Raw genomic sequence first — 24,785 nt, 5'->3', positions numbered from 1 at the left:
TGCGGTGCATCGCAAGGCGGAGGGTCGTACTCATACCGGGCGTATTCGGGCGATCCGACAACGCAGCGAGGTGCCGTAGCTGGCGTCGTGCGCCCGCCGGGGATTACGGGACAGCCCTTAGGGGGCGGGGAGTTCCGCGAAGTCCGCGACCAGGCCGCGGTGGTGGCCCGCCGTGCCGAGGGCCAGGGAGTCGGCCTTGGCCCGCTTGAGATAGAGGTGGGCGGGGTGCTCCCAGGTCATTCCGATGCCGCCGTGGAGCTGCACGCACTCCTCGGCGGCGCGGACGGCCACGCCCGAGCAGTAGGCCTGGGCCACGGCGACGGTCAGCGGGGCGTCGGGGGCCGCCGTGGCCAGGGCGTCGGCGGCGGCCCGGGCCGCGGCGCGCGCGCCGGCCACGTCGAGCCAGAGCCGGGCGAGGCGGTGCTTCAGCGCCTGGAAGGACCCGACGGGGCGGTTGAACTGGTGGCGGCCCCGGACGTGTCCGACGGTCTCCGCCAGGCACCACTCGGCGAGCCCGAGCTGCTCGGAGGCGAGCAGTCCGGCCCCGGAGAGCAGGGCTCCGGCGACGGCCGCCCGGGCCGTTCCGGGGTCGGCGAGCCGGGTGCCCGCCGCCGCCTCCAGCGTGACGGTGGCGAGCGGGCGGGTCAGGTCCAGCGGGACCTGCGGGGTCAGCCGGGCCGAGGCGGCCGGGACGGCGTAGAGCCCGGTGTCGGCCAGTACCAGCAGGACGTCGGCGGCCACCGCGTCCGCCACGGACGTGACCGTGCCGCTCAGCAGCCCTGCGCCCCCCTCCCGCACGGGGGCCGGGAGGGGTGCGCCCGGAGCGAGGGTGAGCGGCACGGCCGGGACGCACACCGTGCTGCCCGAGGCGAGCTCCCGCAGCAGCGGGGCGGCTTCGGGGGTGTCGCAGCCGAGCAGGATCTCCGTGGCGAGGACGGCGCTCGTCAGGTACGGAACGGGCGCCACGGACCGGCCCAGCTCCTCCAGGACCACGGCGGCCTCGCGGTGGCTCGCGCCCTGCCCGCCGAGCTTCTCGGGTACGAGGAGTCCGGCCGCGCCGATCCCGGCGGCGAGGGTGTGCCACAGCGCCGGGTCGTGCGGCCGGCCGGTCTCGATCCGGGCGAGGACGGTCTTGGCGTCGCACCGGTCGGTGAGCAGCGCGCGTACGGCGGCGCGGAGCTCCTCCTCGGTCCCGGAGTGGAGCAGGTCGGTCGGTGCCGCCGGTGCCACCGGCGTCGTCGGTGCGGTCATCGGGACAGGTCCTTCCAGGCGAGGTCCTTGTCGTCGCGCGGCTCGGGGGGCAGGCCGAGGACGCGTTCGGCGACGATGTTGAGGAGGATTTCGCTGGTGCCGCCCTCGATGCTGTTGCCCTTGGCGCGCAGGTAGCGGTAGCCGGCCTCGCGGCCGGTGAAGTCGACGCCCTCGGGCCGGCGCATGGTCCAGTCGTCGTACAGGAGGCCTTCCTCTCCGAGGAGTTCGACCTCCAGTCCGCTGATCTCCTGGTTGAGCCGGGCGAAGGTGAGCTTCATGCCCGAACCTTCGGGGCCGGGCTGTCCGGCGGCGAGTTGCTGGCGCAGTCGTTCGCCGGTGAGCCGGGCGACCTCGGCCTCGACCCACAGTTCCAGCAGCCGCTGGTGGAGGGCGTGGGTGCGCAGCTCGGGGCGCTCGCGCCAGGCAGCGGCGACGGGGGCGATCATGCCGCCCTCGCGGGGGATGCGCATTCCGCCGATGGAGACCCGCTCGTTCATCAGGGTGGTGCGGGCGACCGCCCAGCCCTGGCCGACGGCGCCGAGGCGGTGGCTGTCGGGGATGCGGACACCGGTGAGGAAGACCTCGTTGAACTCGGCCTCGCCGGTGATCTGGCGCAGTGGCCGGACCTCGACGCCGGGGGCGTGCATGTCGCAGAGGAAGTAGGTGATGCCCTGGTGTTTGGGGAGCGCGGGGTCGGTGCGGGCGATGAGGATGGCCCAGCGGGCGGTGTGGGCGCTGGAGGTCCACACCTTCTGGCCGTCGACGATCCAGTCGCCGGAGCCGCTCTCGCGGACCGCGCGGGTGCCGAGGGCGGCGAGGTCGGATCCGGCGCCGGGCTCGCTGAAGAGCTGGCACCAGACCTCTTCGCCGACCCACAGGGGGCGCAGGAAGCGGTGCTTCTGCTCCTCGGTGCCGTACGCGAGGATCGTGGGTGCGGCCATGCCGAGGCCGATGCCGATGCGGCGCGGGTCGTTGTCGGGCGCGCCGGCGGCCTCCAGTTCGGCGTCGACGGCCGCCTGGAGGGAGCGGGGTGCGCCGAGTCCGCCGAGGCCCTCGGGGTAGTGGACCCAGGCGAGTCCGGCGTCGTAGCGGGCGCGCAGGAAGTCGGTGCGGGGTGTGGTCGCGGGCGGGTGCGCGGCGAGCAGGTCCCGGACGCGGGTGAGCAGCCGGTCGGCGGTGATCGCGGTCATCGGACCCCACCCGGCTGCCGGGGCATGGCCAGGACCACCCGGCCGGTGGTGGTGCCGTCGGCGAGGCGCTGTACGGCGTCGGCGAGGCCGGGGAGTGCGACGACCTCGCTGATCAGGGGCTTGACGGCGCCTTCGGAGGCGAGGCGGGTGAGTTCGGTGTGGCAGGCGAGGATCGCGGCCGGGTCCTTGGCCGCGTAGAGACCCCAGTGCAGGCCGAGGATCGCGTAGTTCTTGACGAGGGCGTGGTTGAGGGCGGGGGCGGGAATGCTGCCGCTCGCGAAGCCGACGACGACGATCCGGCCCTCGAAGGCCACGCACTTGGCGGAGGCGGTGTACGAGTCGCCGCCGACCGGATCGTAGATCACGTCGGCGCCGCGTCCGCCGGTGAACTCCTTGACCCGGGCGACGACGTCCTCGCCCGTACGGTCGATCACCAGATCGCAGCCGAGCTCCTCGGCGGTGCGCACCTTGGCCTTGCCTCCGACGACCCCGATGACGGTGGCCCCGGCGGCCTTGCCGAGCTGGACGGCCGCGCTGCCGACCCCGCCCGCGGCGGCGTGCACGAGCAGGGTCTCGCCCGGCTGCAGGCGCGCCCGGCGGTGCAGGCCGAACCAGCCGGTCTGGTAGCCGATGTGCAGGGCCGCGGCCTCGGCGTCGTTCAGGCATTCGGGGGCCGGGAGCAGGGCCCGCTCGGACGCGATCACGTATTCGGCGAAGCCGCCGTGGGGCAGGCTCGGGTTGGCGATGACGCGGCGGCCGTCGTCGGTGAGGCCGCAGATCTCGACGCCGGGGGTGAAGGGCAGCGGCGGGCGGATCTGGTACTGGCCGCGGACAAGCAGCGCGTCGGGGAAGTTGAGGTTCGCCGCGAGCACCTGCAGCCGCACCTCGCCCTCGCCCGGGACCGGTTCGGGAATCTCTTCGAGGCGCAGGGCCTCTCGGGGCTCACCCGGGGTATGTACTCGCCATGCCTGCATCCGGGGCCTCCAGCCGCCGTCGAGGAATCACACTCCGCGCGCATACTAAGCGGTCGCTTGCCTTCCTGTGAACCGCCGGCCGAGGTGGAGAACCTTCGAGTCCGCATCAGCACGCGTCATTCAGGCCACATTCGGCTCAAGATCAGGCAACATGTGGCGTGCACGTGTCATGACTCAACGGGGAACAGCACCTGTCCAGGGGGGACAACCACATGAGAAGAAGCATGTCCGCGGCCGCCGCCGCCATCGTCGTGGCCGGCCTGATCACCGCGGCCGGCCCGGCCGTGGCGGCCGAAACGAAGTGCACGCCGAAGATCCAGGTGCTCGGCACCATCGGCGACGAGTCGTACATGCGCGACACCCCGCGCAGCCAGGGCATCTTCGACCTCGGTGCGGGAAATCTCGCCGTCGGCGTCTCGGGCCGCAAGCCCGTCTACTGGACCGGCACCACGCTGCACCGGGTCCCGCTGACCGACCAGAACCAGACCGGCCAGGTGCTCGCCGTCAACGCGCACGGCCTGATGGTGGGCGTCCTGCACGACTTCACGGGCACCTCGCTGTTCACGTACCAGGCGGGCGCCGCGGCGATCACCCTGCTGCCGGACAGCTACGGCTCCGACCTCGAGGCCGACGTGAACGACGCCGGGTACGTGGTCTCCCGCTCCGACAGCGCCGTCGGCACCGTCTGGAAGGACGGCCAGAAGGTCCGCGAACTGCCCGTCCCGGCCGACGCCGGCCCGGGGACCCGCATCACGATGGTCACCGGCATCAACAACCAGGGCGACATCCTCGGCATGGCCACCCAAGACTACGAGGTCCCCGAGACCGGGCAGCACCTGGAGGGCACCCACCCGGTGCTGTGGCCCGGGGACGGCTCCGCCGCCCGGCTGCTGGCTCCCACGGCGAACGAAAGCTACGTCCAGGACATCGACGAGAGCCGCCGGATCGTCGGCTACGACTGGGCCGGACCGTGGCACGAGTACGCCCCGCTCGTCTGGGAGCCCCCGCTCACCGGTCCCGCCACCGCCCCGGGCGGGCTGAGCTCGCACCCGTACGCCACGTTCGAGGCGATCAGCGCGACGACGAACCTCAGCGTCGGAACGGCCAAGTTCCACCCGGAACTCATGACCCTGCCGGACCAGGCCCTGCTGCGCTCCGGTTCCGGTCCGGTCAAGGCCCTGCCGCGGCTGGCCGGGGGCGGGGCGAGCATGGCCGACGCGGCCTCGGACGACGACCGGGTCGGCGGATCGGCCGTGAACGCGAAGGGCAAGCTCAAGCCGGTGATCTGGACCTGCGCGACCAAGCAGGCGTACAACTCCGGCAGCTAGGTCCTGTCGTCAAAGTCCCGCCTGGCCCGCGCTACTTTGACGACAGGACCCAGGCGGCACTCGGGGCCGCCCGGGGATGGTGTTCCGAGCGCCCGCACGCTATCGATGGGCGCATGGAGACCCCTCTGCCCGGCCTGCCCACGCCGCCGCCGCTCGGCGCCGCCGCCCTGCCCCGCGGGACCTACGCGGGGCAGGTGGTCCTCGTGACCGGCGGCGGCACCGGGCTGGGCAGGGCCGTGGCCGCCGAGTTCGCTCGGCTCGGCGCCGATCTGGTCATCGCGAGCCGGCGCGCCGAACAGCTCAAGGCGGCGCGGGACGAGCTGGCGGCCGTACCCGGTGCGGGCCGGGTGACGGCCGCCGTCTGCGACATCAGGGATCCCGAGCGGGTCGCCGAGGTCTTCGACGCCGCGCAGGCGGCCTCCGGCCTGCCGGACGTTCTGGTCAACAACGCGGCCGCCAACTTCCCCTCCCCCGCGGAGGACCTCTCCCCGAACGCCTGGCGGGCGGTGGTCGACATCACCCTGACGGGCACCTGGTTCATGACCCGCGAGTTCGGCCGCCGCCACCTCGCCGCCGGCACGCCCGGGTCGATCGTGAACATCGGCGCCTCGTACGCCTGGACGGGCGGGCCGGGCTTCGCCCACAGCGCCGCGGCCAAGGCCGGGGTGAAGAACCTGGTGGAGACGCTGGCGGTCGAGTGGGGCCCGTACGGCATCCAGATCAACGGGCTCGTCCCCGGGCTGTTCCCGCACGCCGACATGACCGAGGACATCCAGGGCGGCCTGGACCGCGCCGCGCCCGACGCGAAGGACGCCCGGCAGCCCGCCCTGCGGGTCGGTGCGCCGCGCGAACTGGGCTGGGCCGCCACCTTCCTGGCCTCGCCCTACGCCCGGTTCATCACCGGGCACACCCTGGTGGTCGACGGGGCGAACTGGCAGCGACGGTCGGTGGTCAACCCCGAGGTGGTCCCGGTCCGAACCCAGCTGGGGCGCGGCCCGTTCACGCTCTAATACTGCAACGGTGTTTGCTGTGACGGTTGGGCAGGTCGTTCGTTGGTCAGTTCATGGGTGGGGAACTTGGGGATGCTCGGTTGTGGGCTGGTGAACTGAAGGTTTTGCATGAGCGTTTCGTGCAGCGTTTCGCCAGGTCGGAGCCGCGGGAGTCGGCTCTTGCCTATATGCGGGGGCTGATAGCTCCTTTGGAGCGGAAGAACGGCTGGACGCTTGCGGAGGAGGCCGGGTATGCGGGTCCGGACCGGATCCACCGGCTGCTGAACCGGATCGACTGGGACGCGGATCAGGTCCTGGACGATGTGCGGGACTACGTCGTCGAGCATCTCGGCGACCCGGGAGCGGTGCTGATCGTGGACGACACGGGGTTTCTGAAGAAGGGTGTCCGCTCGGCCGGCGTCCAGCGCCAGTACTTCGGAACCGCCGGGAGGACGGAGAACTCCCAGATCGGGGTGTTCCTCGCCTATGCCGGCGCCCGTGGCCGCACGTTGATCGACCGCCGCCTCTATCTGCCCACGTCATGGACCGATGACCGCGATCGGTGCCGGGCCGCCGGCATCGTTGACACGGTCGGCTTCGAGACGAAGGTGGTGATGGCCAAGGCCATGGTCCGCCGGGCGATCGCGGACCGGATCCCGTTCCGGTGGGTGACGGCGGATGCCGCCTACGGCTTCTCCAAAGGCTGGCGCACGGAGCTGGAGCGGGCCGATGTCTTTCACGTCATGGCCACCACCCGGCACGACACCGTCGTCACCCGCTGGGCCATCGACCACCCCGTCCACGACCTGTTCCCGGGGCTGCCCCGGCAGAAGTGGAAGCGCCGTTCCTGCGGGGAGGGAGCCCACGGCCCGCGGGTCTACGACTGGGCCAGGGTCGAGGTCCGTCCCTGGCATCGCGAGGACCGCCGGCACTGGGTGATCGCCCGCCGCAGCGTCCGACGGCCGGACGAGATCTCCTACTACATCGCCTACTGCCCGGCCGAGACCACACTCGACGAGCTGATCCGTATCGCCGGTGCCCGGTGGGCGGTCGAGGAATGCTTCCAGAGCGCGAAGCAGGAGTGCGGCCTGGACGACTACCAGGTCCGCCGCTATGACGGCTGGCACCGCCACATGACCCTGGCTATCGCCGCCCATGCCTGCCTCACCGTCCTGCGGGCCCGCGAAATCGACACCGGGAAAGCAGAAACGGATCCTCCCAGCTCGTACCCCTCACCCTCCCCGAACTCCGACGCCTGATCCACCGCCTCACCCGGCCCCGCCCGAGCATCGACCACGTCCTGCACTGGTCACACTGGCGACGGCGTCGACAGTTCCAGGCACGTGTCAGCCATTACAAACAACGCGGTCACACACCACCAGAAGCCAACAAACCATCACAGCAAACACCGTTGCAGTACTAAGGGGTGTCCTGCCGATCAGGCCGCACCAGAGCCCCCCGAGCCCGGCGTGATCGGCGAGACACCCCCTGGCCCCCCGGCTCCGGTTGTCAGTGACCGGTGCGAGGATCGCCTCATGTCTCTCGCCGATCTGACCCTGGACCGCTGGCGTTCGCTGGACCCCGCCGCCGCCGGACGCATCGCACACGAGGCCGCCGCGCAGGCGGGCGGCCGGGTGGTGCTGTTCGACGCCGTCGAGCACCTCGGCGGGCCGCTGCACCGCGTCCGCATCGAGCGCGAGGGGCAGGAGTTCGCCCTCGTACCGGGCGGGACGGTGCGCCTCGGGTTCGACCTGGACGCCTGGGAGCCGACGCCCGCGCAGAGCGCCGACTACGCGGAGAGCGCGGAGGAGGGGTACGGGTACGGGCGGCCCGACCTCAGGTCCTATCTCGCCGATGTGCTCAGCCCGCCGCGCACCGCGACGCTGGCCACCGTGCTCATGGCCGTGGAGGACGAGGCCCTGACCGCGAGGGCTGCGGACATGCCCGCCGCCCTCGCTGCGCGCGGGCTGCGGATGCCCGGCGCCGACGAGTGGGAGCATGCGTGCGGGGCCGGGGCCGGCACCCTCTTCCGGTGGGGGAACGAGTGCCCCCTGGACGAGCCGCCGTACGGGGCCGGCGGTGTGCGGCACGAGCCGAACGCCTTCGGGCTGCACATCGCCCACGACTGCTACGGGACGGAGCTGAGCGCCGACCCGGCCGCCGTGCACGGCGGCGACGGCGGCGAGGCCGCCTGCGGTGGGTACGGCGACCTGCTCGCCTGGCTGCCGCTGGCCACCGCCAACCGCAATCCGTACGCGGCCGAGTTCACGTACGGACCGGACGGCGAGGGCATGTACGAGGAGTTCTCGACCAGGCCGGTGCTCAGCCTCCGCTGAAGCGCGGCGGCCGGCGGGCGGCCATGGCCGTGTATCCCTCCCGGCAGTCCTCCGAGGTGAGGGTGAGGGCCGCGGTCATCGCCACCCGGTCGAGGGCCGCGGGGAGGGCGGCGTCGGCGTAGGCGTCGACCGCGCGCTTGATGCCCTGGACCGCGAGCGGCGCGTTCGCGGCGATCTCCTGCGCCAGTGCGCGGGAGGCCTCCTCCAGCTCCTCTCCGGGGACGACCAGTTGGACCAGATTGAGCCGCTGCGCCGTCGCGGCGTCGATGCGGCGGCCGGTCAGGGCCAGGTATTTGGCCCAGCCCGCTCCCGCTTCGCGGGCGATGCGCAGGTCTCCGCCCGCGTCGACCGCCACGCCCAGCCGGGCTTCCGGCAGGGCGAAGACGGCGTCCTCGGCCGCCACCCGGACGTCGGCCATCAGGGCCAGCTCGAAGCCGAAGCCGAGGCAGTGGCCCTGGACGGCGGCGACGACCGGCTGCGGGAGCCGGGCGAGGACCGCGAACCGCTCGTGCACCCAGCGGATGCCCTCGTAGTAGTTGCGGGTGCGCTCGGCCGGGGATCCACCCGTAATGGCGCCGCCGGGGGCGGTCACGTCGATGCCCGCGCAGAAGGCCCGGCCCTCGGCCCGCAGCAGCACCGCCCGGACGGACTCGTCGAAGCGGATCAGGTCCGCCAGCAGGCCGAGCTGGCGGGTGGACTCCCAGCTCCAGCCGTTGAGCTTGTCCGGGCGGCACAGGGTGAGGACCGCGAGGCCGTCCGCGACCTCCAGCCGTATCCGCTCCTCACCCTCCGCGATCTCCGTGGAGATGGTGTCGATCACCGTGTCCCGCACCCCCGGCCCGATGGCTGGCACATCCACTCACCAGGCACATGCCTGACGGATCGTCAGACTAGGGGCGGGCGGTCAGCGGGGGAAGACCTCGAACGGCACGGCCGGGCGCCCGCCGAACCGGGCCGCCGCCTGCTGGACGTTCCCGGTGAGGAAGGTGCGGACGTACTCCTCCGGGTCCTGGTCGGTGAGCACCTCGATGTACGCCTTGTGCTCCATCAGGGACTTGATCGAACGCTCCAGCCCCGGGCCGGCGTCGCTCGCGTGCGTGGGCGTGTTCGATCCCGCCACCGCGACCCAGCGCACACCGTTCCACGGCTCGAGACCCTGCTCGATGAGCTCGGGGAAGATCCACCTGTTCCCGGCGTCCCCGGCGGCGTCCAGCGTCGCCCGCCCGACGGCCTTGTGGTCGGGGGTGTTCCAGTAGCCGCCGCCCTGCGCGCCGCCCCAGGTGTCACGGTGGTTGAGCGTGAGGATCAGCTCGGGCCGGTGCCGCCTGATGGCCGCGGCGATGTCACGGCGCAGGTCGAGGCCGTACTCGACGATGCCGTCGCGGTAGTCCAGGAACTCCACCTCGGACACGCCGACGACCGCGGCGCTCGCCCGCTGCTCAGCCTCGCGCAGCGGACCGCATTCGGCGGGGGCGAGGTTGTCGATGCCCGCCTCACCGCGCGTGGCGAGCAGGTAGACCACCTCCCGGCCCCCGTCCGTCCAGTCCGCGATGGCCGCGGCGCAGCCGTACTCCAGGTCGTCGGGGTGGGCGACCACCGCGAGCGCGCGCGTCCAGTCGGTGGGCATGTGCTGCAAGGCGGTCTGCTGATCAGGTTGTTCGGTCATGTCTCGCACAATAGGCGAATGGATCGACACGGGCAGGTGGTGGCGCTGCTCGACGCCACGGGGATCTTCTTCGAGCCGGCCCGCACCGCCTTCCCGGGCGCGGACGCGGCCGCCTGGGCACGGGCGGCGCAGCTGGATCCGGGCGCGAGGGGGCCGGACGGGGCATGGGTGCTGGACTTCCGGTGTTTCGCGATCGCCCGGCCCGGCGGTCGCTGGGTGCTGGTGGACGCGGGGGTCGGGCCGTCCCGGTCCCCGGCCGCCGCCTGGGCCCCGGTGCCGGGCCGGCTGCCGGACGCGCTCGCGGCGGCCGGTATCGCACCGGCCGATGTGGAGGCGGTGGTGCTGACACACCTTCACGAGGACCACGCGGGCTGGTCGTCGGGGGACGACGGGGAGCCGTTCTTCCCGGCCGCCCGGTACGTCGTGCAGCGCGCGGAGGTGTCCGCGCTGGACCGGGCGGACCCGGTGTGGGACTGGACGGTGGCGCCGCTGCGCGCGAGCGGGCAGCTGCACGAGGTGGACGGCACTCACCGGCTGGCTCCCGGCATCACCCTGCTCCCGACGCCCGGGCACACCCCGGGACACCAGTCGGTACTGGTGGACCAGGGCGCCGGGGCCCGCGATGTGGTGGTCACCGGGGACGTACTGGTGCACGCGGTGCAGCTGGGCGACCCGGCGGTGCCGTACTCCCACGAGCGCGACCGGGAGACCGCCCGGGCCTCGCGCGAGGGGCTGCTGGCGCGGGCGAGGGAGCGCGGCGCCCTGCTGGCGACCGCGCACCTGACCCACGCGTTCGTGGAGCCGCCCGCGGAAGCGACGCCGGGCCGGCGCCCCTGAACGGGGACGCCGGCCCGGCCGGTTGAGGCGGGATCAGCCGATCGGACGGGGGGTCGATTCGATCCCGGCGGCGGTCGCGCGGAACCAGACGGCCTTGCCGTCCGCGCCGACGGCCGACAGGTCGGCCCGTCCGTCACGGTCGAAGTCGGCCGCCGAGGCGAGCGTCGGGTAGGCCGTCCGGCCGAAGCCCGAGCCGATCCTCACGCGCTGCGCCGTGCCCCAGCTCCTGGGGTCGAGCTGCCCGGAGGCGTCCTTGGCGCCCTTCACGGCGAACAGGTCGCCGGAGGCGTCGTCGCGCACCCACAGGTCGCCGGCGCCGTCACCGTCGGCGTCACCCGGGGCGAGGACCGAGACGGCGTCCCAGCCGCCGTCGCCGACGAGCACCGGGCCGCCGAATGCGTCCAGGCTCGCGAAGAGGCTGGCGGTGTACGCCCAGAGCTTCGCACCCTGCTTCACCAGCAGGTCGGGCTGGCCGTCCGCGTTGAGGTCTCCCGCGTGCACGACGGCTTCGGCGTTGAACCAGTGGTCGTCGCCGGTCCAGGCCGGGTCCTCGCCGGCGCAGCCGCTGTCCGGATCGGCGACCGGGCAGGAAACGGTCAGGACGGTGCCGCTGCCCGGCCGGATGCCGCCGAGGCCGTCGCCTCTGTGGATCCGGAGCAGGTTCCTGCCGAGTCCGGTGGGGCGCTCGAGTACCAGCAGGTCGTTGTAGCCGTCGTCGTTCCAGTCCCCGGTGGCGGCGATCCGGGCTCCCGGGGCGAAGGACGCCCCGCCGGCGACGGGCGCGGCGAAGGTGCCGTCGGCCCGCCCCGCCGAGAAGCGGAGCTTCGCGTCCGGGTCGAGGGTCCACAGGTCGCGCAGGCCGTCGCCGTTCAGGTCGCCCGGGGCGTCCGGGCCCTCACTGGCGAGGACCCAGATGCGGTACACGGCCTGGTCGGAACGCCGCCCGGCCTTGTCCACGCTGTACGCGTAGATCATGTGGGGACCGGAGGCGGTGGGCGTGATCACGGCGTTGGCGCCCGGTGCCACGGTGCGCTCCCGCCCGTCGAAGTCCGACCAGTACACGATCCTGTCCAGATTCGCGGCGCCGCCGGTGCCGAACGTGAACGTGCCCGGCGTACGGGCCTTCCCGGTGTTGGCGGGGGCTCCGTTCGAGGCGTCGGGGAACTCGGGGGAGCTGATCACCGGCGGCACGGGGCTGCCGATGGTGGTCTCCAGCTTCGCCGTCGCCGGGGCGAAGCGCTTCCAGGCCGAGGTGTCGGACTCGTCCGCGGCGAACAGGCCGACGGTGACGGAGGTCCGGGAGGCGGCCGCCGCCTCCTTCACCACCGCGGTGGCGTCGAACTCGAGGTCGCCCGCCGCGCAGCCCTCGCGGCCCCTGGCGTCCGTCACCGTCGCCAGCCGGACCCCCTTGACGGGCTGGTTCTTCCACGTCGTCTTCGCCGAGACGGCGCCGACGCTCCACAGCTCCACCGGACGGCCCGTGCAGGACGCGGCTCCCGTGTTGGTGATCCGGAAGGTGGCCCTGGAGACCGTGGCGCCCGCCAGGGCGGTGGTGTCCAGCCGTAGGTACGCGCGCGACAGCCCCTCCGCAGCACCCTCGTTGCCGACGCGCAGGTCGTCGGCGGTGTTCCAGGAGGAGCGGTTCGGGTACTTCTTGGACACGCGCGTCCAGGCCTGTGCGCCGACGGGGGTCTCCCCCGCCCCCGCGGCGCTGACGGCCGGTGCGGCGGCGGCCGTTGCCGTTCCCACCGCCGCACCGGTCACGGCCAGGGCGCCGGCCAGGGCCAGCGAGACGGCGCTCGACATCGTTCTGAGCATGCACGCTCCACACATCGGTCGGTTCCTCGGGTAAGAGGGCCCACCCTAACCATGTGATCAACTTCTGCGGGAACGATTATTCGAGGCCCCGATCACCCCTCTGACCTGCACGGACAGCAGTCACACCTCGTCGCGGGCGAGGGACAGCAGCCGGTCCAGGACGCGGGGGCCGCCGGCGCGGACGCCGTCGTGCTCGAACTCGTCCGTCACCCAGGTCCGCAGGCCCCGGACGGAGCGGGCCGTCTCCAGAGAGTGCGCGGTGTCCACGTACATGTCGTCGTGGTAGACGGCGGCGGCCACCGGCACCTCGTTGGCGGCCAGGCGCGCCGGGTCGTAGAGCGGCTGCCAGCCGGTGCGGGCGGCCAGGATCTCCGCGGTCTCGCGCAGCGGGGCGAGGGACGGGTCGGTGGTGAAGTGCCAGGGGTGGATGGTCTCGCCCGTGAAGAGCAGCGGCCCGTCGCCGGCGAGGGCCTTGTCCGCGTCGAAGCCGGGGTGGCCCGCGCGCACGCGTTCGGCGGCCCAGGCGGTGGGCGTGGCGGGGTCCTGGGCGTAGATCGCCTCGTGGACCAGCGCGTACAGGGGGTGCCCGGCAAAGGAGAGCAGCCCGCGGACGCTCTCCAGGAAGGCGTCGGAGAGGGCGGGGCCCGCGGAAGTCGGTACGAAGGCGTCCTCGAGGAGGTGGTGCAGCTGGTGGCTGCCGTCGCCGGTGCCGAGCAGGATGCCGAGGGACTGGAAGCCCTCGACGGTGAGGCGGTGGCCGCCGGGCAGTTCGGCCGGGCGGTCCGCCAGGTGGGCGGCGATCCGGCGGGCGCGCTCGACGTCCATGGGGTACCGGGCGTAGTGGGCCAGGTTCTTGCGCTCGATGCGGGGGTACGCGGCCTCGTACACCTCGTCGGCGGTGGCGGTCAGGGACGGCAGACCGCCGGTGATCAGGGCGGCTGTGAGGCCCTCGGGCGCGGTGGAGAGGTAGCGGGTCGTGCAGAAGCCGCCGAAGCTCTGGCCGAGCACGGTCCAGGGCGCACCCCCGGTCAGGCCGGGGCGGATGGCCTCGGCGTCGCGCACGATGGAGTCGGCACGGAAGTGGGCGAGGTACTCGGCCTGCCGGTCGGGGGTGCCGCGCAGGGGCAGGGTCTGCCGGTTCACCGGGGTGGACCGACCGGTTCCGCGCTGGTCGAGCAGCAGCACCCGGTACTCCGTGAGGGCCCGCTCCAGCCAGGCCTGGCGGCCGATGAAACGGCGGGCGCCGAAGCCCGGACCGCCCTCCAGGTAGAGCAGCCACGGCAGCGCCTCGGGGTCCTTGCCGGCGGCCACGACCTCGCGGGCGTACAGCTCGATCCGCTCCCCGTCCGGGTTCTCGTGGTCCAGCGGGACGGAGAACCGGTGGTCGGTGAGGACCGTGCCGGGCTGGCGGTAGCTGTGTGCGATGGTCACGGACGGCCCCCAGGGGTACGAGGTGAAGTAGGACCGCGCCCCGGCCGGGTGGCGGCGGGGGCGCGGGGTGGTGGCCCGATTCTAGGTGGGGCCGGGTCCGGCCGGACGGGCCGGACGGGCCGGACGGGCTGTCAGAACTCGACGACCGAGCGGAGGACCTCGCCGCGTTCCATCCGGGCGAAGGCGTCCTCGACGCCGTCGAGCGCGATGGTCTCGGAGACGAAGGCGTCCAGGTCGAGGCGGCCCTGCAGGTAGAGGTCGATGAGCAGCGGGAAGTCGCGCTCGGGCAGGCAGTCCCCGTACCAGGAGGACTTCAGGGACCCGCCGCGGCCGAAGACGTCGATGAGCGGGAGTTCGAGCTTCATCTCCGGGGTCGGCACGCCCACCAGGACCACCGTCCCGGCGAGGTCGCGTGCGTAGAAGGCCTGGCGGTAGGTCTCGGGGCGGCCCACGGCGTCGATGACCACGTCGGCTCCGTTGCCGCCGGTCAGGCCCTGGATGGCCTTGACCACGTCGTCCGTGCGCCCGTTGACGGTGTGCGTGGCGCCCAGGCCCCGGGCCCACTCCAGCTTCCGGTCGTCCAGGTCCACCGCGATGATCCGCGAGGCGCCCGCGAGGCGCGCTCCGGCCACGGCCGCGTTGCCCACTCCCCCGCAGCCGATGACGGCGACGGAGTCGCCCCGCCCGACGTTGCCGGTGTTCAGGGCCGCGCCGAGGCCCGCCATCACCCCGCAGCCGAGGAGTCCGGCGGCGGCCGGGGCGGCCGCCGGGTCCACCTTGGTGCACTGGCCGGCCGCGACCAGGGTCTTCTCGGCGAAGGCACCGATGCCCAGGGCCGGGGAGAGCGGGGTGCCGTCCTCCAGGGTCATGGGCTGGGTGGCGTTGTGCGTGGCGAAGCAGTACCAGGGGCGTCCGCGCCTGCAGGCGCGACAGGTGCCGCACACCGCACGCCAGTTGAGGACGACGAAGTCGCCGGGCGCCACGGAGGTGACGTCCGGGCCGACCGATTCGACCACTCCGGCGGCCTCGTGGCCGAGCAGGAAGGGGAATTCGTCGTTGATGCCGCCCTCGCGGTAGTGCAGGTCGGTGTGGCAGACCCCGCAGGCCTGCACCCGCACGAGCGCCTCGCCGGGTCCCGGGTCGGGCACGAGGATCGTCGTCGTCTCCACCGGTGCGCCCTTGCTCCGGGCGATGACCCCTCGTACGCGATGCGTCACGTCGTACCCCGCTCTGATCGAATCGGTCTGGATCAACGAACGTACACGGACGGCACCCGGTACGGGAGTTGTGTCACGTTTCGGCGCGCGACCCGGCCAGATCCGGCGGTACTGCGGCCCGGAGCGCGGCGCCGAAGGCCGCGACGGCCGGGTGGGTGCCGGATCCGCTGCGGAAGGCGAGGTTGGTCCGGCGCTGCATCAGCAGGCGGGTGAGGCGTACGGCCGGATCGGCCGGGCCCGTGACCCCGAGCTGGGGTACGACGGCGACGCCCTGGCCCGCCGCGACGAGGGCGAGCACGGTGGCGAACTCGTCGACCTGGTGACGGACCCGCGGGCTGAAGCCGGCTGCCTGGCAGGCCCGTACGGTCATCGTGTGGCAGAGGGTGCCGGGGGTGGCGGTGATCCAGGGGTCCCGGGCGTGCGCACGCAGGACGCTCCCCTGGTCGGGTTCCCCGGGCGCGCCGGAGCGGCCGGGGTCGCCCTGGTCGCCCGGTGCGCCGTCGGCGGGAGCGGCCAGGTACATCATCTCGCCGTAGAGCGGTTCGGTGGCCAGTCCCGGCTCGGGCTCGGCCGGTACGAAGTCGTACGCGTGCACCAGGGCCACGTCCAGGTCCCCGGCCCGCAGGGCGTGCGCCACGGCGGCCGGGTCGGTCTCCGAGACCATCGGCTCCAGGCCCGGGTGGCGCCGGGCGAGGGTGGTCAGCGCGGCCGGGACGATGGCCCGGGTGGCGGTGGGGAAGGCGCCGATCCGCAGGGCTCCGGCGAGGCCGCCGCGTGCCTCGGCGAGGTCGGCGTCGGCCTGCTCCAGCCGCTCGAGGACGGCCTCGGCGTGCCGGACCAGGTTCTGGCCGGCCGGGGTGAGCCGGACCCGGCGGCCGGTGCGCTCCAGCAGGGGCAGGCCGGCCTCCCGTTCGAGGACGCCGAGCTGCTGGGAGACGGCCGAAGGACTGAAGGCGAGGGCCTCGGCGACGGCGGCGATGGTTCCGCGGCGGGCGAGCTCACGCAGGAGGCGTAGGCGTCGTACATCGAGCATCGGCTCAGCTTACGGTTCAGGTAAGAAACGCGAACTGGATTTGATCCTTTGCGCGGGTGAGGCTTTTCGCATGGCACAGGACATCGCAGAAGTTCTCCCGTTGCACGGGATCCACGTACCGCTCGTCACCCCCTTCACCAGCACCGGGGAGGTCGCGGCCGAGGCGCTGGAGGCGCTCGCCCACGAGATGCTCGACGCGGGCGCCACCGGGATCGTCGCGCTCGGGACCACCGCGGAGGCGGCCGGTCTCGACGAGGCCGAGCGCGACCTCGTCACCGAGGTGTGCGCCCGGGTCTGCGGGGAGCGGGGCGCGCCGCTGACCGTCGGCGCGGGCTCGGGCGGGACCCGGGCCGCCGAGGCCTCGCTGGCCGGGCTGACCCGGTGGCCGCAGGTGCGGGCGGCGCTGGTGACGGTGCCGCCGTTCGTGCGGCCGGCGGCCGCGGGGGTGCTGGCGCACTTCGCGCGGCTGGCCGCGGTGAGCCCCGTACCGTTGATCATTTATCACATCCCTTACCGCACCGGGCAGCCGCTGGACGCGGCCGCACTGCGGGCGCTCGGATCGCTGCCGGGGGTGGCCGGGATGAAGTACGCGGGCGGCGGCATCGGCGAGGACACGGTGGCACTGCTCGGTGATCTGCCGGCCGGGTTCGAGGTGCTGGCCGGCGACGACGTCTACCTGTCCCCGCTGCTGGCCCTCGGCGCCGCGGGCGGGATCCTGGCCTCGGCCCATCTGGCGACCGGCCGCTTCGCGGAGCTCGCCGCGGCCTGGCGCGCGGGCGACGCGGAGCGGGCGCGGCCTCTGGGGCACGCCCTGGCCCGGATGTCTGCGGCGGCCTTCGCCGAGCCGAATCCGACGGTGCTCAAGGGCGTCCTGCACGCTCAGGGGCGGATCCCGACCCCGGACGTCCGGCTGCCCCTGCTGCCGGCCTCGGAGGGGTCGGTGAAGGCGGTGACGGCCGCCCTGGACGCCCTGGCGTGACGCCGGGACGCGCACCGGCCGGCAATACGCCGGAAAGAGTCCTGAATGGGTGATTCGCCTCCTACGGGCAAGTCGCCCCAATGAGGCACCCCGAGGGCTTACTTGCCCGTATTGGTCACGCGTCCCACGACCCGTGATGTGAGCCACACCGGACACCTCAACATCATTTCCGCAGAACAGCCGATTCCCTTTCCCCGGAAAGGGAATCGGCTATTGCCCTCATACCCCTTCAAGGTCATTTACCCGACCGATAGCGAGATGTCGATCTATCGGTGGAATTCGGGTCTTGTTCCCGCGTGGCGCGCTCGCCTACGGTCACCTCGTTCCTGGTGGTCAGCTGCCGAATACGGCCGCCGCCCGGGATCTCCCGTCCCCCCACGTGAGGAATTCCGCCATGCCTGCAAAGGGTAAGCACCGTCGGCCGAAGCACTACCGGATCACCCGCAAGCTGGCGCTCGCCGGCACCGGTGGCGCGGCCCTCACTCTCCCGCTGATCAGCGCCACCACCGCCGGGGCGGTGGAGACGGCCGCCGCCCCCACGACGTATTCCGTGGTCGCGGGCGACACCCTTTCGGAGATCGCGGCAAAGCATTCCCTGAGCGGCGGCTGGAAGCAGCTCTACGCGGCGAACCGGACCGTCGTCGGTAATGATCCGTCGATCATCCGGCCCGGCATCAAACTGAAGCTCGGCGTCCAGGCGGAGACCGAGCGTGCGAGCAGGTCCGCCGCCCGGACCGCCCTCAAGCCCGCGGCCAAGCCCGCCACGGCCTACGCGAACAATCTCGACGGGTGGATCCGTGAGTCCCTCGACGTGATGGCGAAGCACGGAATTCCCGGCTCCTACAACGGAATTCACCGCAATGTGATGCGCGAGTCCTCGGGCAATCCGCTGGCGATCAACAACTGGGACATCAACGCCCGGAACGGGATCCCGTCCAAGGGTCTGCTCCAGGTCATCGACCCGACCTTCCGCGCCTACCACGTGCCCGGAACCTCGCTGGACTCCTACGACCCGGTCGCCAACATCACCGCCGCCTGCAACTACGCGGCCAAGCGCTACGGTTCGATCGACAACGTGAACGGACCCTACTAGGAAGGCGTTCCCGTCGTTCCCCCGCTCGGTGCCGGCCCGGGCTCCGCGGCTGCCGTTCCTCCACCCGGACTGCGACACCTGGAAACCCGGACCGAGGACCTGACCGGCCGAACCGGTCAGGCGGGGCGGCGGCGGGCGGCGCGAGCGAGGATCCGCACGGGCGCCGCCGGGCCGTAGCCGGTGTCCCGGCGCAGGGCGGTGATCCCCGCGCGCTCCACCGCGGTCAGCTGGTGCGCCATCAGCTCCGTCATGGTCGCGATCACGCGCCGCAGCCCTGGTTTGGCGAGGTCGAGGATGCCGCCCGCGGCTTCCAGTGCCGTACGGGCACGCAGGCACTCGGCGGCGAGGAGCTCCCGTACGGCCGGGGTGTCACGGGCCCGTTCCAGGTCGGCGCGGGTCACCGAGTGCTCCGCGAGGCGGGCGCGCGGGATGCAGAGCCGGCCCTCCGCGAGGTCCCCGCAGAGGTCGGCGAGAAAGTCCACGCGCTGGGCGGCGTCGACGAACCGCCGCCAGCCCGCGGCCTGTTCGGGGTCGGGGCCGCCCCGGTACTGGAGTCCGGTGAAGACGATCACACCGGGCCACGCGTAGTCGTCCAGGTAGGTCTGGAAGTCCTCCTCCGCGGCGAAGCCGTCGAAGCCGGCCTCCGCGGTGGCGGCGCCCGTGAGGAAGCGGGTGACCCAGTGCGCCGGAAGACCGCGGGAGTCCACCGCGTGCGCGTAGGCCCGCAGGAGGGGGTCGGGGCTGTCCCCGGACTTCAGTGCCGCGTCGACCCGCTCGGACAACGCCGCGAGACCTGCTGCGCGTTGCTGCGGGGTTCCGGTCTCGGCGACGTCGTCGACCAGGTTCATGAAGGCGAGACCGGCGGCGAGGAAGGGCACCAGCGGTGGCGCGGCGAGCAGCCGCAGCGCCAGGTAGGGGGCGGGCTCGCGGCGCAGTACCCGGCGGGCGGCGTGCGTGTAGTCGTCCCGCAGCGGGCGGCCGGATATCCCGGCCGCCGTGAGGGTGGTGCGCCAACTGGGCATGGTGGTCGTGCTCCCTGACGTGTCGGACCGTACGGACGCACGTGCATGCGTGCGCGTGCACGTGCGTACGGGTACACGATGTCAGGAGGAGACGACCTTCTTGACCTTGCCGTCGATGCCGGCGAGCACATAGCCGCCGCGGCCGTACTCGTCGCTGAGGTAGGGACGCATGCAGGGCACCTGGTCCATCATCCAGGGCTCGACGATCACGTAGGTCGAGGTCGGCTTCTCGACGCCCAGTTCCTTCTTGGACTGCTCCAGCAGGCCGGGCAGCGCGTCCCAGTTGACGGTCGCCATGTCGATGAGGGGCTCGCCCTCCTCGACCGTGCCGTCCGGGCCCGTGCGCCTGGCCTCGCCGTCGCGGTACTGCCAGGCGTCGACGGTCTCGGCACCGGCGGCGGTGGGGATCGAGGCGAGGACGTAGCCGTCGTAGACCTTGAGGTCCACGAAGGTCGTGGTGCCCGTCTTCACCTTGAGCGCCTCGAGGGCGGTACGGATGTTCTGCGGGGTGAGCATGCTGCCCCGGGCCGTGCCGGCCTTGGAGGCACTCGCCTTCGGCGCGGGGGTCGAGGCCGGGGGTACGGCCTGGGTGGCGACGGCGGGCCGGGTGGCGCGGGCGTCCTTCGCGTCGTCGTCGCCCGAGTTCCCGTCGGGAAGCCACTGGATGATCCCGACGACCGCGACCGCCAGGACCGCCGTGAGCGCGGCCCCGATCAGGGCCGGGCGCCGGCGCGGGGCCGGGGGCCTGAGCGGGACGGGCGTGGTGGTGGCCGCGTAGGGGGAAGCTCCCGGGCCGAACGGCGGCGGGGTGGGTGAGCCGTAGGGGCCGCCGTACGGGCCGAACTGGCCCGGGACCGCCGGCGCGGCGACCGGTGCGACCGGTGCGGCCGATACGGGTGCGGCCGCGACCGGCGGGACGCCCGCCCCGTAGCCGGAACCGAGAGCAGCGCTCGCGTCCCGGAGCAGTTGTTCCAGTTGCGCCCCGTCGGGCCGCGCCGCCGGGTCCCGTACGAGCAGCCGTTCCAGTACGGGCGCCAGCGGCCCGGAGCGCACGGGCGCCGGGATCGGCTCGTCGAGCACGGCGACGACCGTGGCCAGGCTGGTGGCCCGGCGCAGCGGGTGCACGCCCTCGGCGGCCACGTAGAGCAGCATGCCGAGCGACCACAGGTCGGAGGCGGCCAGCCCCTCCTCGCCGCGGACGCGTTCGGGCGCGATGTACTCGGGCGAGCCGATCAGCACCCCGGTCGAGGTGAGCCCGGTCGAACCGTGCAGGGCCGCGATGCCGAAGTCGGTGAGCACGGCCGACCCGTTGGGGCGCAGCAGCACATTGGCCGGCTTCACGTCGCGGTGGAGCACGCCTTCGTCGTGAGCGGCGCGCAGCGCGGAGAGCACGTCGAGGCCGAGCCGCAGCACGTCGGCGGGCGGCATCGGCCCGGACGCCAGCCGGTCGTGCAGGGAGCCGCCCTGGACCAGCTCCATGACGATCCACGGGTGGCCGTCGGCGCCGTCCGGCGGTTCCACGATGTGGTGGATGGTCACCACGTGGGGGTGGGCGAGGCGGGCGAGGGCACGGGCCTCGCGGACGGCCCGTTCGCGCAGCTGGTCGGCGAGACCGGGCTGCGCGGCGGCCGTGGCCGGGTCCGGCGGGCGCACCTCCTTCAGTGCGACCTCGCGGTGCAGGGCGATGTCGCGGGCGCGCCACACCGTACCCATGCCGCCGCTTCCCAGGGGTGCGACCAGCTCGAAACGGCCGTCGATCAGCTGTCTGCCGGCCTCACTCGTGTCCATGGCCGCATATCGTAGGGGGCGGCCGGCTCAGCAGTGTCGGCGGTCCACCGTGAGCGTGCCCTGGGCGGTCTCCACGGTGCGGTCGTAACAGCCGCCCGGTGCTGCCGACCCGTACAGCCGGTAGCGGGCGGAGGTCGTGGCGACCGCGTGCCGCTGGTCGCGCGGGACGTTCGCGGTGTAGGTGGCATCGCCGGTGTACCGGTCGTCGAGCCGCGAGCTGTCGACGGCCCTGCCGCCGCGCAGGGTGATGGTGTCCGCGCGGTCGCCGAGCGACAGGACGGTGCGCAGCCGGTCGCCGGCGCCGAGGGTGGTCTCGCCGTCCATCGTGTAGGTGCGGGCGGTGCGGGTGGTGGCCGGCCCGTGCGTCACGCTCTCTTCGTCGGTCCAGGTGGCGTTGAGCGCGTCCTGGTTCTCGCCGTCGGTCCAGTGGTGGACCGAGGTGCCGCGCACGGTGCGGGAGACGGTGGTGGCCACCCGGCCGTGGGAGGTGTTCAGGTACCCGGCGACGGTCAGTCCGTGTCCGCCCTCGGTGTCCAGGCGGTGCCGGGCGCCGGGCGCCGCGGGGGTCCACCGGGAGTGGCCGGCCGGCTCGCTCTCCTCGTGCCGGGTCAGGGCGCCGGTGACGACCTTGCGCGTCTCGTCCTGCCAGAGCAGCAGGTTGGTGGGAGTGCTCCAGCCGCTCTGTCCGGCCGGCACCCCGGCTACGGACACCTCGATCCGGTGCGGCCGGCCGTCGTTGAGGAGGGCCGCGTAGGGGGTGAGGTCGTAGCGGACGGGCTGGACGTCGAAGGCGCGCGGGCCGGGGGTGACGTACCAGAGGAACGGGTTGGACCAGCCGCCGGTCCAGACGGTCGGGAAGGGCGCGGCGATGCCGGCGAGCTGTCCGTCGACGAGGACGCGGACCTCGCGGTGCGGGCCGTCGGCGGCCTTGCAGGAGTACGGGGCCGCCTCCGGGGTGGTCATGTACCAGTACTCCTCGCAGCCGCCGCCCGAGCCGGTGGCGTACACCTCGGCGAGGAGCCGCTCGGTGTTGCGCGGGGTGGTGACCGTCGGGGAGGTGAGGGGCAGGACGCGGTCGGGGGTGTCGGGGGCCGGGGTGCGGGCGTCGGCGGCGTAGAAGGTCAGGGTCACCTTGACGTCGATGACACCGGTGTAGGTGTCGTCGACGACGTTGCCGATGAGCATCTCGACGGGCTGCGGGCGGGCGAGGGTGTCGCGGTAGCGGGTGACGTCCTTCTCGACGGACCAGGTGATGCCGTCGGGCGAGGGCTGCGGGGTGGAGGTGCGCAGGACCTCCACCCCGCCGAGGGAGAGATGGCCGAGGCGGTCGTACTGGCGGCCCTTGACCTTGCCGTCGAGGCGGAGGACCACCTTGGCCCAGCGGGCCGTGCCGCAGCCGACGGGCGGCGTGTAGCCGCCGCGGTACGGGGTGAAGTCGCGGAACTGCGCCTCCGCGAGGGTGACCTGGCAGGACCGGGTCGCGGGGCGGGCGACGGGCGGGGCCGCGGTGAGGGGGTCGTGCCAGTCGGTGCCGAACTCGGCGGGCGGCGGGTCCGCCGCCGGGGTCCCGGCGTACGCGGGTCCCGCGGTGGCCAGAGTGGCGGCGGTCAGCGCGATCGCGCCGAGCAGGCCGGTGATGCGGTGTCGTCGTCTCATGGGCCCGCAGTGAAACCCGGCCCGCCGCGGCCGTGCCAGGGCCCGGGCTCCGGCCCTGGCCGGTTCTGATCCGCTGCGGGCCGCCGCGGGCCGCAGCGGGCCGCTCCCGTCCGCTCCGGTGTGCTCCCGTACGTTCGGTCCGCTCCGGGCGTCAGCGGGGCAGGACGACCACGCCGTCGTCGTCCGCGTGGACGGTGTCCCCGGCGCGGAAGGTGATGTCGCCGATGGTGACGGGCTCGTCGACCGCGCCCTCGCCGGTCTTGCCGCTCTTGCGGGGGACCGTTCCGAGCGCCTTGATGCCGAGGTCGAGTCCGCCGAGGGCGACGCTGTCGCGGACCGAGCCGTTGATGATCAGGCCGGCCCAGCCGTTGGCCTCGGCCGCGCCCGCGATGAGGTCGCCGACCAGGGCGGTGCGCGGTGAGCCGCCGCCGTCCACGACGAGCACCGCGCCCTCGCCCGGCGTGTGGAGGAGCGTGCGCAGCAGTGCGTTGTCCTCGTGGCAGCGGACGGTCCGTACGGGGCCGGCGAACAGCCGGCGGCCGCCGAACTGGCGGAAGCCGGTGGCGCAGATGCCGAGGGACTCGCCGTACTCGTCGTACAGGTCGGCTGTGGGAACGGGGGTGACACTCATCGGGATACCGGTTTCCTCGCTGCTCGTACTCGTCCGTCGCGCTGGTGCGGTCAGCGTAATCGGCCGGTGGTCCGGCGCGGCGGGGCGTCTCAGGGCCGCGTCTGTTCCCGTACGGTCCACAGCCGCGGGTCCGCCCGGGTCGCGCTGCCGCTGATCCACAGGCCCGCGCCGAGGACCAGCAGGCCCGCGCTCACCGCGAGGAAGAGCGCCACCGGCGGCGTGACGAGGCCCAGGAGGCAGGGCAGGGCGGTGAGGAACGCCGCGGCCAGGGCGAGCAGTCCCCGGCCGTGCGCCCGGGGGACGAAGCGTGCGGGGCGCGGGAGGGGAACGGCGGTGAGGCCGGGGTCGGTCGGGTGCTCGGGGGCCGCGCCGGAACGCAGGTAGCGGTCCCAGTCCTCCTCGAAGGTGCGGCCCCATACGACGTGTCCGCTGTCGGTGACCAGGGCGGCGGGCAGCGGGAACCTGCGGTCGGTGGGGGCGGCCAGCGCCAGCTTCCACCGGGCGGGCCAGCACAGCCAGGCCTCGTGGCCGACGAGTTGGGCGGCGGCCTCGGCCAGGTGCTTGTCACCGGTGAGGGTCCGGAAGCCGGAGCCGGACATCGGCCGGAACCCGACGGGCGGCGGGGCGCCGTCCGGCGTACCCGGGATGAGCTCGAGGCGGCGTGAGGCATCGGCCCGGGGCGGGCGGATGCCGGTGGCGGCGGGGCCGGGCGGGTCCTCCCGCACGGCGCGGTCGATCCGGACGCGCACGGCGTGCACCCGCCCGGCGGCGGCGTCCTCCCGCAGCAGCCGCTCGGCGGATCCGAGTTGCCTGCCGAGCAGATCGCGGAGTGCGTACGGGGAGGTGCCGATGGCGAAGAAGAAGGCGATCAGGCAGATCAGGCTGCCGGCGGCCGACCCGCTGCCGGCATAGGCGGCCGCGGCGGCCGCGTACGGAGCCCATACGAACAGCAGGGCGCCGGCCAGGTGGCCGGGGTCGCGGCGGACGGCGGCGAGCACGGCGGGTATCCCGGTACGGGCGGGGGCCGCCGGCAGCGGCTCGACCAGGGGCGCGACCCGGACGGCGAGCACCCAGCCGGCGGCCAGGACACCGGCCGCGAGCAGCGGGATGAGGATGTCCGGGCGGGCGGCCCCGGTGGCGGTTCCGGCCCGGGCGGCCTGGGTGGCGCCGAGGGCGACGGCGGCACACAGCAGTGCGGCGGCGCCCAGGACGCGGGCGAGCGGGGTGGATCTCCTCATGCGGCTGACCCTACGGCCGGCGGGTGCGCGGGTCAGTCCCGGGAGTTGCCGAACAGGATGCGGTAGCCGATCAGCAGGACCAGCGAGCCCGCGATGGCGGAGCCCCAGGTCGCCAGGTCGAAGAACTCGGTCTGGATCGGCTTGTCCAGCACCTTCGCCGAGAGCCAGCCGCCGATGAAGGCTCCGGCGACGCCGATGAGGGTGGTCCCGATCAGGCCACCGGGATCCCGGCCGGGCAGCAGGACCTTGGCGATTCCCCCGGCCAGCAGTCCCAGGATGATCCAGCTGACGATCCCCATGTCCAGTCA

At 73.4% G+C, this 24,785-nt stretch carries 22 protein-coding genes; 7 read left to right on the top strand and 15 right to left on the bottom strand.

The genetic code is table 11. The annotated features are described in order from the left end of the window. Nucleotides 1–117: 117 nt before the first annotated feature. From OG753_RS37645 to OG753_RS37635, 3 genes are read right to left on the bottom strand one after another with little or no spacing between them, the layout of a single operon-like run. On the bottom strand, nucleotides 118–1,251 hold the full coding sequence (locus tag OG753_RS37645; RefSeq protein WP_405791977.1) for an acyl-CoA dehydrogenase family protein: 1,134 nt from the start codon (nucleotides 1,249–1,251) through the stop codon (nucleotides 118–120). Then, on the bottom strand, nucleotides 1,248–2,441 hold the full coding sequence (locus tag OG753_RS37640) for an acyl-CoA dehydrogenase family protein (protein ID WP_405791975.1): 1,194 nt from the start codon (nucleotides 2,439–2,441) through the stop codon (nucleotides 1,248–1,250). Before OG753_RS37640 ends, OG753_RS37645 begins: the two co-directional genes overlap by 4 nt. After that, entirely contained in the window at nucleotides 2,438–3,415 is a 978-nt protein-coding gene (locus tag OG753_RS37635) for an NADPH:quinone oxidoreductase family protein (protein WP_405791973.1), read from the bottom strand. Before OG753_RS37635 ends, OG753_RS37640 begins: the two co-directional genes overlap by 4 nt. 212 nt (nucleotides 3,416–3,627) lie before the next feature. Between OG753_RS37635 and OG753_RS37630 the strand changes: the two genes are divergently transcribed. The 4 genes from OG753_RS37630 (at nucleotide 3,628) to OG753_RS37615 (ending at nucleotide 8,068) form a co-directional block, all read left to right on the top strand. Then, a complete protein-coding gene (locus tag OG753_RS37630; protein ID WP_405791971.1) occupies nucleotides 3,628–4,743 on the top strand; it encodes a hypothetical protein in 1,116 nt (371 codons plus the stop codon). Between the two features lie 113 nt (nucleotides 4,744–4,856). Further along, nucleotides 4,857–5,753, top strand: a complete 897-nt coding sequence (locus tag OG753_RS37625) for an SDR family oxidoreductase (RefSeq protein ID WP_327266247.1) — start codon at nucleotides 4,857–4,859, stop codon at nucleotides 5,751–5,753. 53 nt (nucleotides 5,754–5,806) lie between these two features. Then, nucleotides 5,807–6,991, top strand: a complete 1,185-nt coding sequence (locus OG753_RS37620) for an IS701 family transposase (protein ID WP_405788671.1) — start codon at nucleotides 5,807–5,809, stop codon at nucleotides 6,989–6,991. Between the two features lie 276 nt (nucleotides 6,992–7,267). Next, on the top strand, nucleotides 7,268–8,068 hold the full coding sequence (locus tag OG753_RS37615) for a hypothetical protein (RefSeq protein ID WP_327266246.1): 801 nt from the start codon (nucleotides 7,268–7,270) through the stop codon (nucleotides 8,066–8,068). Here OG753_RS37615 and OG753_RS37610 read toward each other — a convergent pair. Further along, nucleotides 8,055–8,921 carry an enoyl-CoA hydratase/isomerase family protein gene (locus OG753_RS37610; RefSeq protein ID WP_405791969.1) on the bottom strand — a complete coding sequence of 289 codons (867 nt, stop codon included), beginning with the start codon at nucleotides 8,919–8,921 and terminating at the stop codon, nucleotides 8,055–8,057. The two genes, OG753_RS37615 and OG753_RS37610, sit on opposite strands and share 14 nt — an antisense overlap. A gap of 51 nt (nucleotides 8,922–8,972) precedes the next feature. Further along, a complete protein-coding gene (locus OG753_RS37605; RefSeq protein WP_405791967.1) occupies nucleotides 8,973–9,734 on the bottom strand; it encodes a PIG-L deacetylase family protein in 762 nt (253 codons plus the stop codon). A gap of 18 nt (nucleotides 9,735–9,752) precedes the next feature. On the opposite strand from OG753_RS37605, the gene OG753_RS37600 reads away from it, so the two are divergent. Beyond that, nucleotides 9,753–10,571, top strand: coding sequence for an MBL fold metallo-hydrolase (locus tag OG753_RS37600; protein WP_405791965.1), 819 nt, complete (start codon nucleotides 9,753–9,755; stop codon nucleotides 10,569–10,571). A 33-nt stretch (nucleotides 10,572–10,604) separates the two neighbouring features. Here OG753_RS37600 and OG753_RS37595 read toward each other — a convergent pair whose 3' ends face one another. The 4 genes from OG753_RS37595 to OG753_RS37580 form a co-directional block, all read right to left on the bottom strand. Further along, nucleotides 10,605–12,389, bottom strand: a complete 1,785-nt coding sequence (locus tag OG753_RS37595) for a DNRLRE domain-containing protein (RefSeq protein WP_405791963.1) — start codon at nucleotides 12,387–12,389, stop codon at nucleotides 10,605–10,607. A 120-nt stretch (nucleotides 12,390–12,509) separates the two neighbouring features. Continuing rightward, complete coding sequence (locus tag OG753_RS37590; protein ID WP_405792954.1) at nucleotides 12,510–13,814, bottom strand: alpha/beta fold hydrolase; 1,305 nt, start codon at nucleotides 13,812–13,814, stop codon at nucleotides 12,510–12,512. A gap of 137 nt (nucleotides 13,815–13,951) precedes the next feature. Beyond that, nucleotides 13,952–15,037, bottom strand: a complete 1,086-nt coding sequence (locus OG753_RS37585; protein WP_327266241.1) for an S-(hydroxymethyl)mycothiol dehydrogenase — start codon at nucleotides 15,035–15,037, stop codon at nucleotides 13,952–13,954. A gap of 73 nt (nucleotides 15,038–15,110) precedes the next feature. Beyond that, complete coding sequence (locus OG753_RS37580) at nucleotides 15,111–16,070, bottom strand: LysR substrate-binding domain-containing protein (RefSeq protein ID WP_405791961.1); 960 nt, start codon at nucleotides 16,068–16,070, stop codon at nucleotides 15,111–15,113. Nucleotides 16,071–16,140: 70 nt separating this feature from the next. Here OG753_RS37580 and OG753_RS37575 point away from each other — a divergent pair, with 70 nt between their 5' ends. Beyond that, nucleotides 16,141–17,049, top strand: a complete 909-nt coding sequence (locus OG753_RS37575) for a dihydrodipicolinate synthase family protein (RefSeq protein WP_405791959.1) — start codon at nucleotides 16,141–16,143, stop codon at nucleotides 17,047–17,049. Nucleotides 17,050–17,443: 394 nt separating this feature from the next. Then, the gene (locus tag OG753_RS37570) at nucleotides 17,444–18,142 is read left to right on the top strand and encodes a LysM peptidoglycan-binding domain-containing protein (protein ID WP_327266238.1); all 699 of its coding nucleotides are present in this window, start codon (nucleotides 17,444–17,446) and stop codon (nucleotides 18,140–18,142) included. A gap of 116 nt (nucleotides 18,143–18,258) precedes the next feature. Here OG753_RS37570 and OG753_RS37565 read toward each other — a convergent pair whose 3' ends face one another. The 6 genes from OG753_RS37565 to OG753_RS37540 all read right to left on the bottom strand — a co-directional run bounded on the left by OG753_RS37565 (nucleotide 18,259) and on the right by OG753_RS37540 (nucleotide 24,776). Then, complete coding sequence (locus OG753_RS37565) at nucleotides 18,259–19,164, bottom strand: phytoene/squalene synthase family protein (RefSeq protein ID WP_405791957.1); 906 nt, start codon at nucleotides 19,162–19,164, stop codon at nucleotides 18,259–18,261. An 81-nt stretch (nucleotides 19,165–19,245) separates the two neighbouring features. Beyond that, nucleotides 19,246–20,952 (bottom strand): serine/threonine-protein kinase, encoded by a 1,707-nt coding sequence (locus OG753_RS37560; protein WP_405791955.1) that lies wholly within the window; start codon nucleotides 20,950–20,952, stop codon nucleotides 19,246–19,248. Between the two features lie 27 nt (nucleotides 20,953–20,979). Further along, complete coding sequence (locus OG753_RS37555; RefSeq protein ID WP_405791953.1) at nucleotides 20,980–22,608, bottom strand: peptide-N4-asparagine amidase; 1,629 nt, start codon at nucleotides 22,606–22,608, stop codon at nucleotides 20,980–20,982. 151 nt (nucleotides 22,609–22,759) lie between these two features. Further along, nucleotides 22,760–23,239 carry a ribonuclease E activity regulator RraA gene (rraA, locus tag OG753_RS37550; RefSeq protein ID WP_405791951.1) on the bottom strand — a complete coding sequence of 160 codons (480 nt, stop codon included), beginning with the start codon at nucleotides 23,237–23,239 and terminating at the stop codon, nucleotides 22,760–22,762. Nucleotides 23,240–23,328: 89 nt separating this feature from the next. Beyond that, nucleotides 23,329–24,477: a hypothetical protein gene (locus tag OG753_RS37545; protein ID WP_405791949.1), complete on the bottom strand. Its 1,149-nt coding sequence runs from the start codon at nucleotides 24,475–24,477 to the stop codon at nucleotides 23,329–23,331. A gap of 32 nt (nucleotides 24,478–24,509) precedes the next feature. Further along, complete coding sequence (locus OG753_RS37540; RefSeq protein ID WP_030390536.1) at nucleotides 24,510–24,776, bottom strand: GlsB/YeaQ/YmgE family stress response membrane protein; 267 nt, start codon at nucleotides 24,774–24,776, stop codon at nucleotides 24,510–24,512. Nucleotides 24,777–24,785 lie beyond the last annotated feature (9 nt).

Origin of the sequence: Streptomyces sp. NBC_00029 (assembly GCF_045160505.1) — a bacterium.
Taxonomy (GTDB): Bacteria; Actinomycetota; Actinomycetes; order Streptomycetales; family Streptomycetaceae; genus Streptomyces.
Note: the sequence above shows the minus strand (reverse complement) of the source record. Positions and strands in the feature narration are given on the sequence as shown.

Coding starts and splice junctions, on each gene's coding strand:
- OG753_RS37645 (WP_405791977.1), bottom strand. CDS start 1,251: ATGACCGCACCGACGACGCCGGTGGCACCGGCGGCACCGACCGACCTG.
- OG753_RS37640 (WP_405791975.1), bottom strand. CDS start 2,441: ATGACCGCGATCACCGCCGACCGGCTGCTCACCCGCGTCCGGGACCTG.
- OG753_RS37635 (WP_405791973.1), bottom strand. CDS start 3,415: ATGCAGGCATGGCGAGTACATACCCCGGGTGAGCCCCGAGAGGCCCTG.
- OG753_RS37630 (WP_405791971.1), top strand. CDS start 3,628: ATGAGAAGAAGCATGTCCGCGGCCGCCGCCGCCATCGTCGTGGCCGGC.
- OG753_RS37625 (WP_327266247.1), top strand. CDS start 4,857: ATGGAGACCCCTCTGCCCGGCCTGCCCACGCCGCCGCCGCTCGGCGCC.
- OG753_RS37620 (WP_405788671.1), top strand. CDS start 5,807: ATGGGTGGGGAACTTGGGGATGCTCGGTTGTGGGCTGGTGAACTGAAG.
- OG753_RS37615 (WP_327266246.1), top strand. CDS start 7,268: ATGTCTCTCGCCGATCTGACCCTGGACCGCTGGCGTTCGCTGGACCCC.
- OG753_RS37605 (WP_405791967.1), bottom strand. CDS start 9,734: ATGACCGAACAACCTGATCAGCAGACCGCCTTGCAGCACATGCCCACC.
- OG753_RS37600 (WP_405791965.1), top strand. CDS start 9,753: ATGGATCGACACGGGCAGGTGGTGGCGCTGCTCGACGCCACGGGGATC.
- OG753_RS37595 (WP_405791963.1), bottom strand. CDS start 12,389: ATGCTCAGAACGATGTCGAGCGCCGTCTCGCTGGCCCTGGCCGGCGCC.
- OG753_RS37580 (WP_405791961.1), bottom strand. CDS start 16,070: ATGCTCGATGTACGACGCCTACGCCTCCTGCGTGAGCTCGCCCGCCGC.
- OG753_RS37575 (WP_405791959.1), top strand. CDS start 16,141: ATGGCACAGGACATCGCAGAAGTTCTCCCGTTGCACGGGATCCACGTA.
- OG753_RS37570 (WP_327266238.1), top strand. CDS start 17,444: ATGCCTGCAAAGGGTAAGCACCGTCGGCCGAAGCACTACCGGATCACC.
- OG753_RS37565 (WP_405791957.1), bottom strand. CDS start 19,164: ATGCCCAGTTGGCGCACCACCCTCACGGCGGCCGGGATATCCGGCCGC.
- OG753_RS37560 (WP_405791955.1), bottom strand. CDS start 20,952: ATGGACACGAGTGAGGCCGGCAGACAGCTGATCGACGGCCGTTTCGAG.
- OG753_RS37555 (WP_405791953.1), bottom strand. CDS start 22,608: ATGAGACGACGACACCGCATCACCGGCCTGCTCGGCGCGATCGCGCTG.
- rraA (WP_405791951.1), bottom strand. CDS start 23,239: ATGAGTGTCACCCCCGTTCCCACAGCCGACCTGTACGACGAGTACGGC.
- OG753_RS37545 (WP_405791949.1), bottom strand. CDS start 24,477: ATGAGGAGATCCACCCCGCTCGCCCGCGTCCTGGGCGCCGCCGCACTG.
- OG753_RS37540 (WP_030390536.1), bottom strand. CDS start 24,776: ATGGGGATCGTCAGCTGGATCATCCTGGGACTGCTGGCCGGGGGAATC.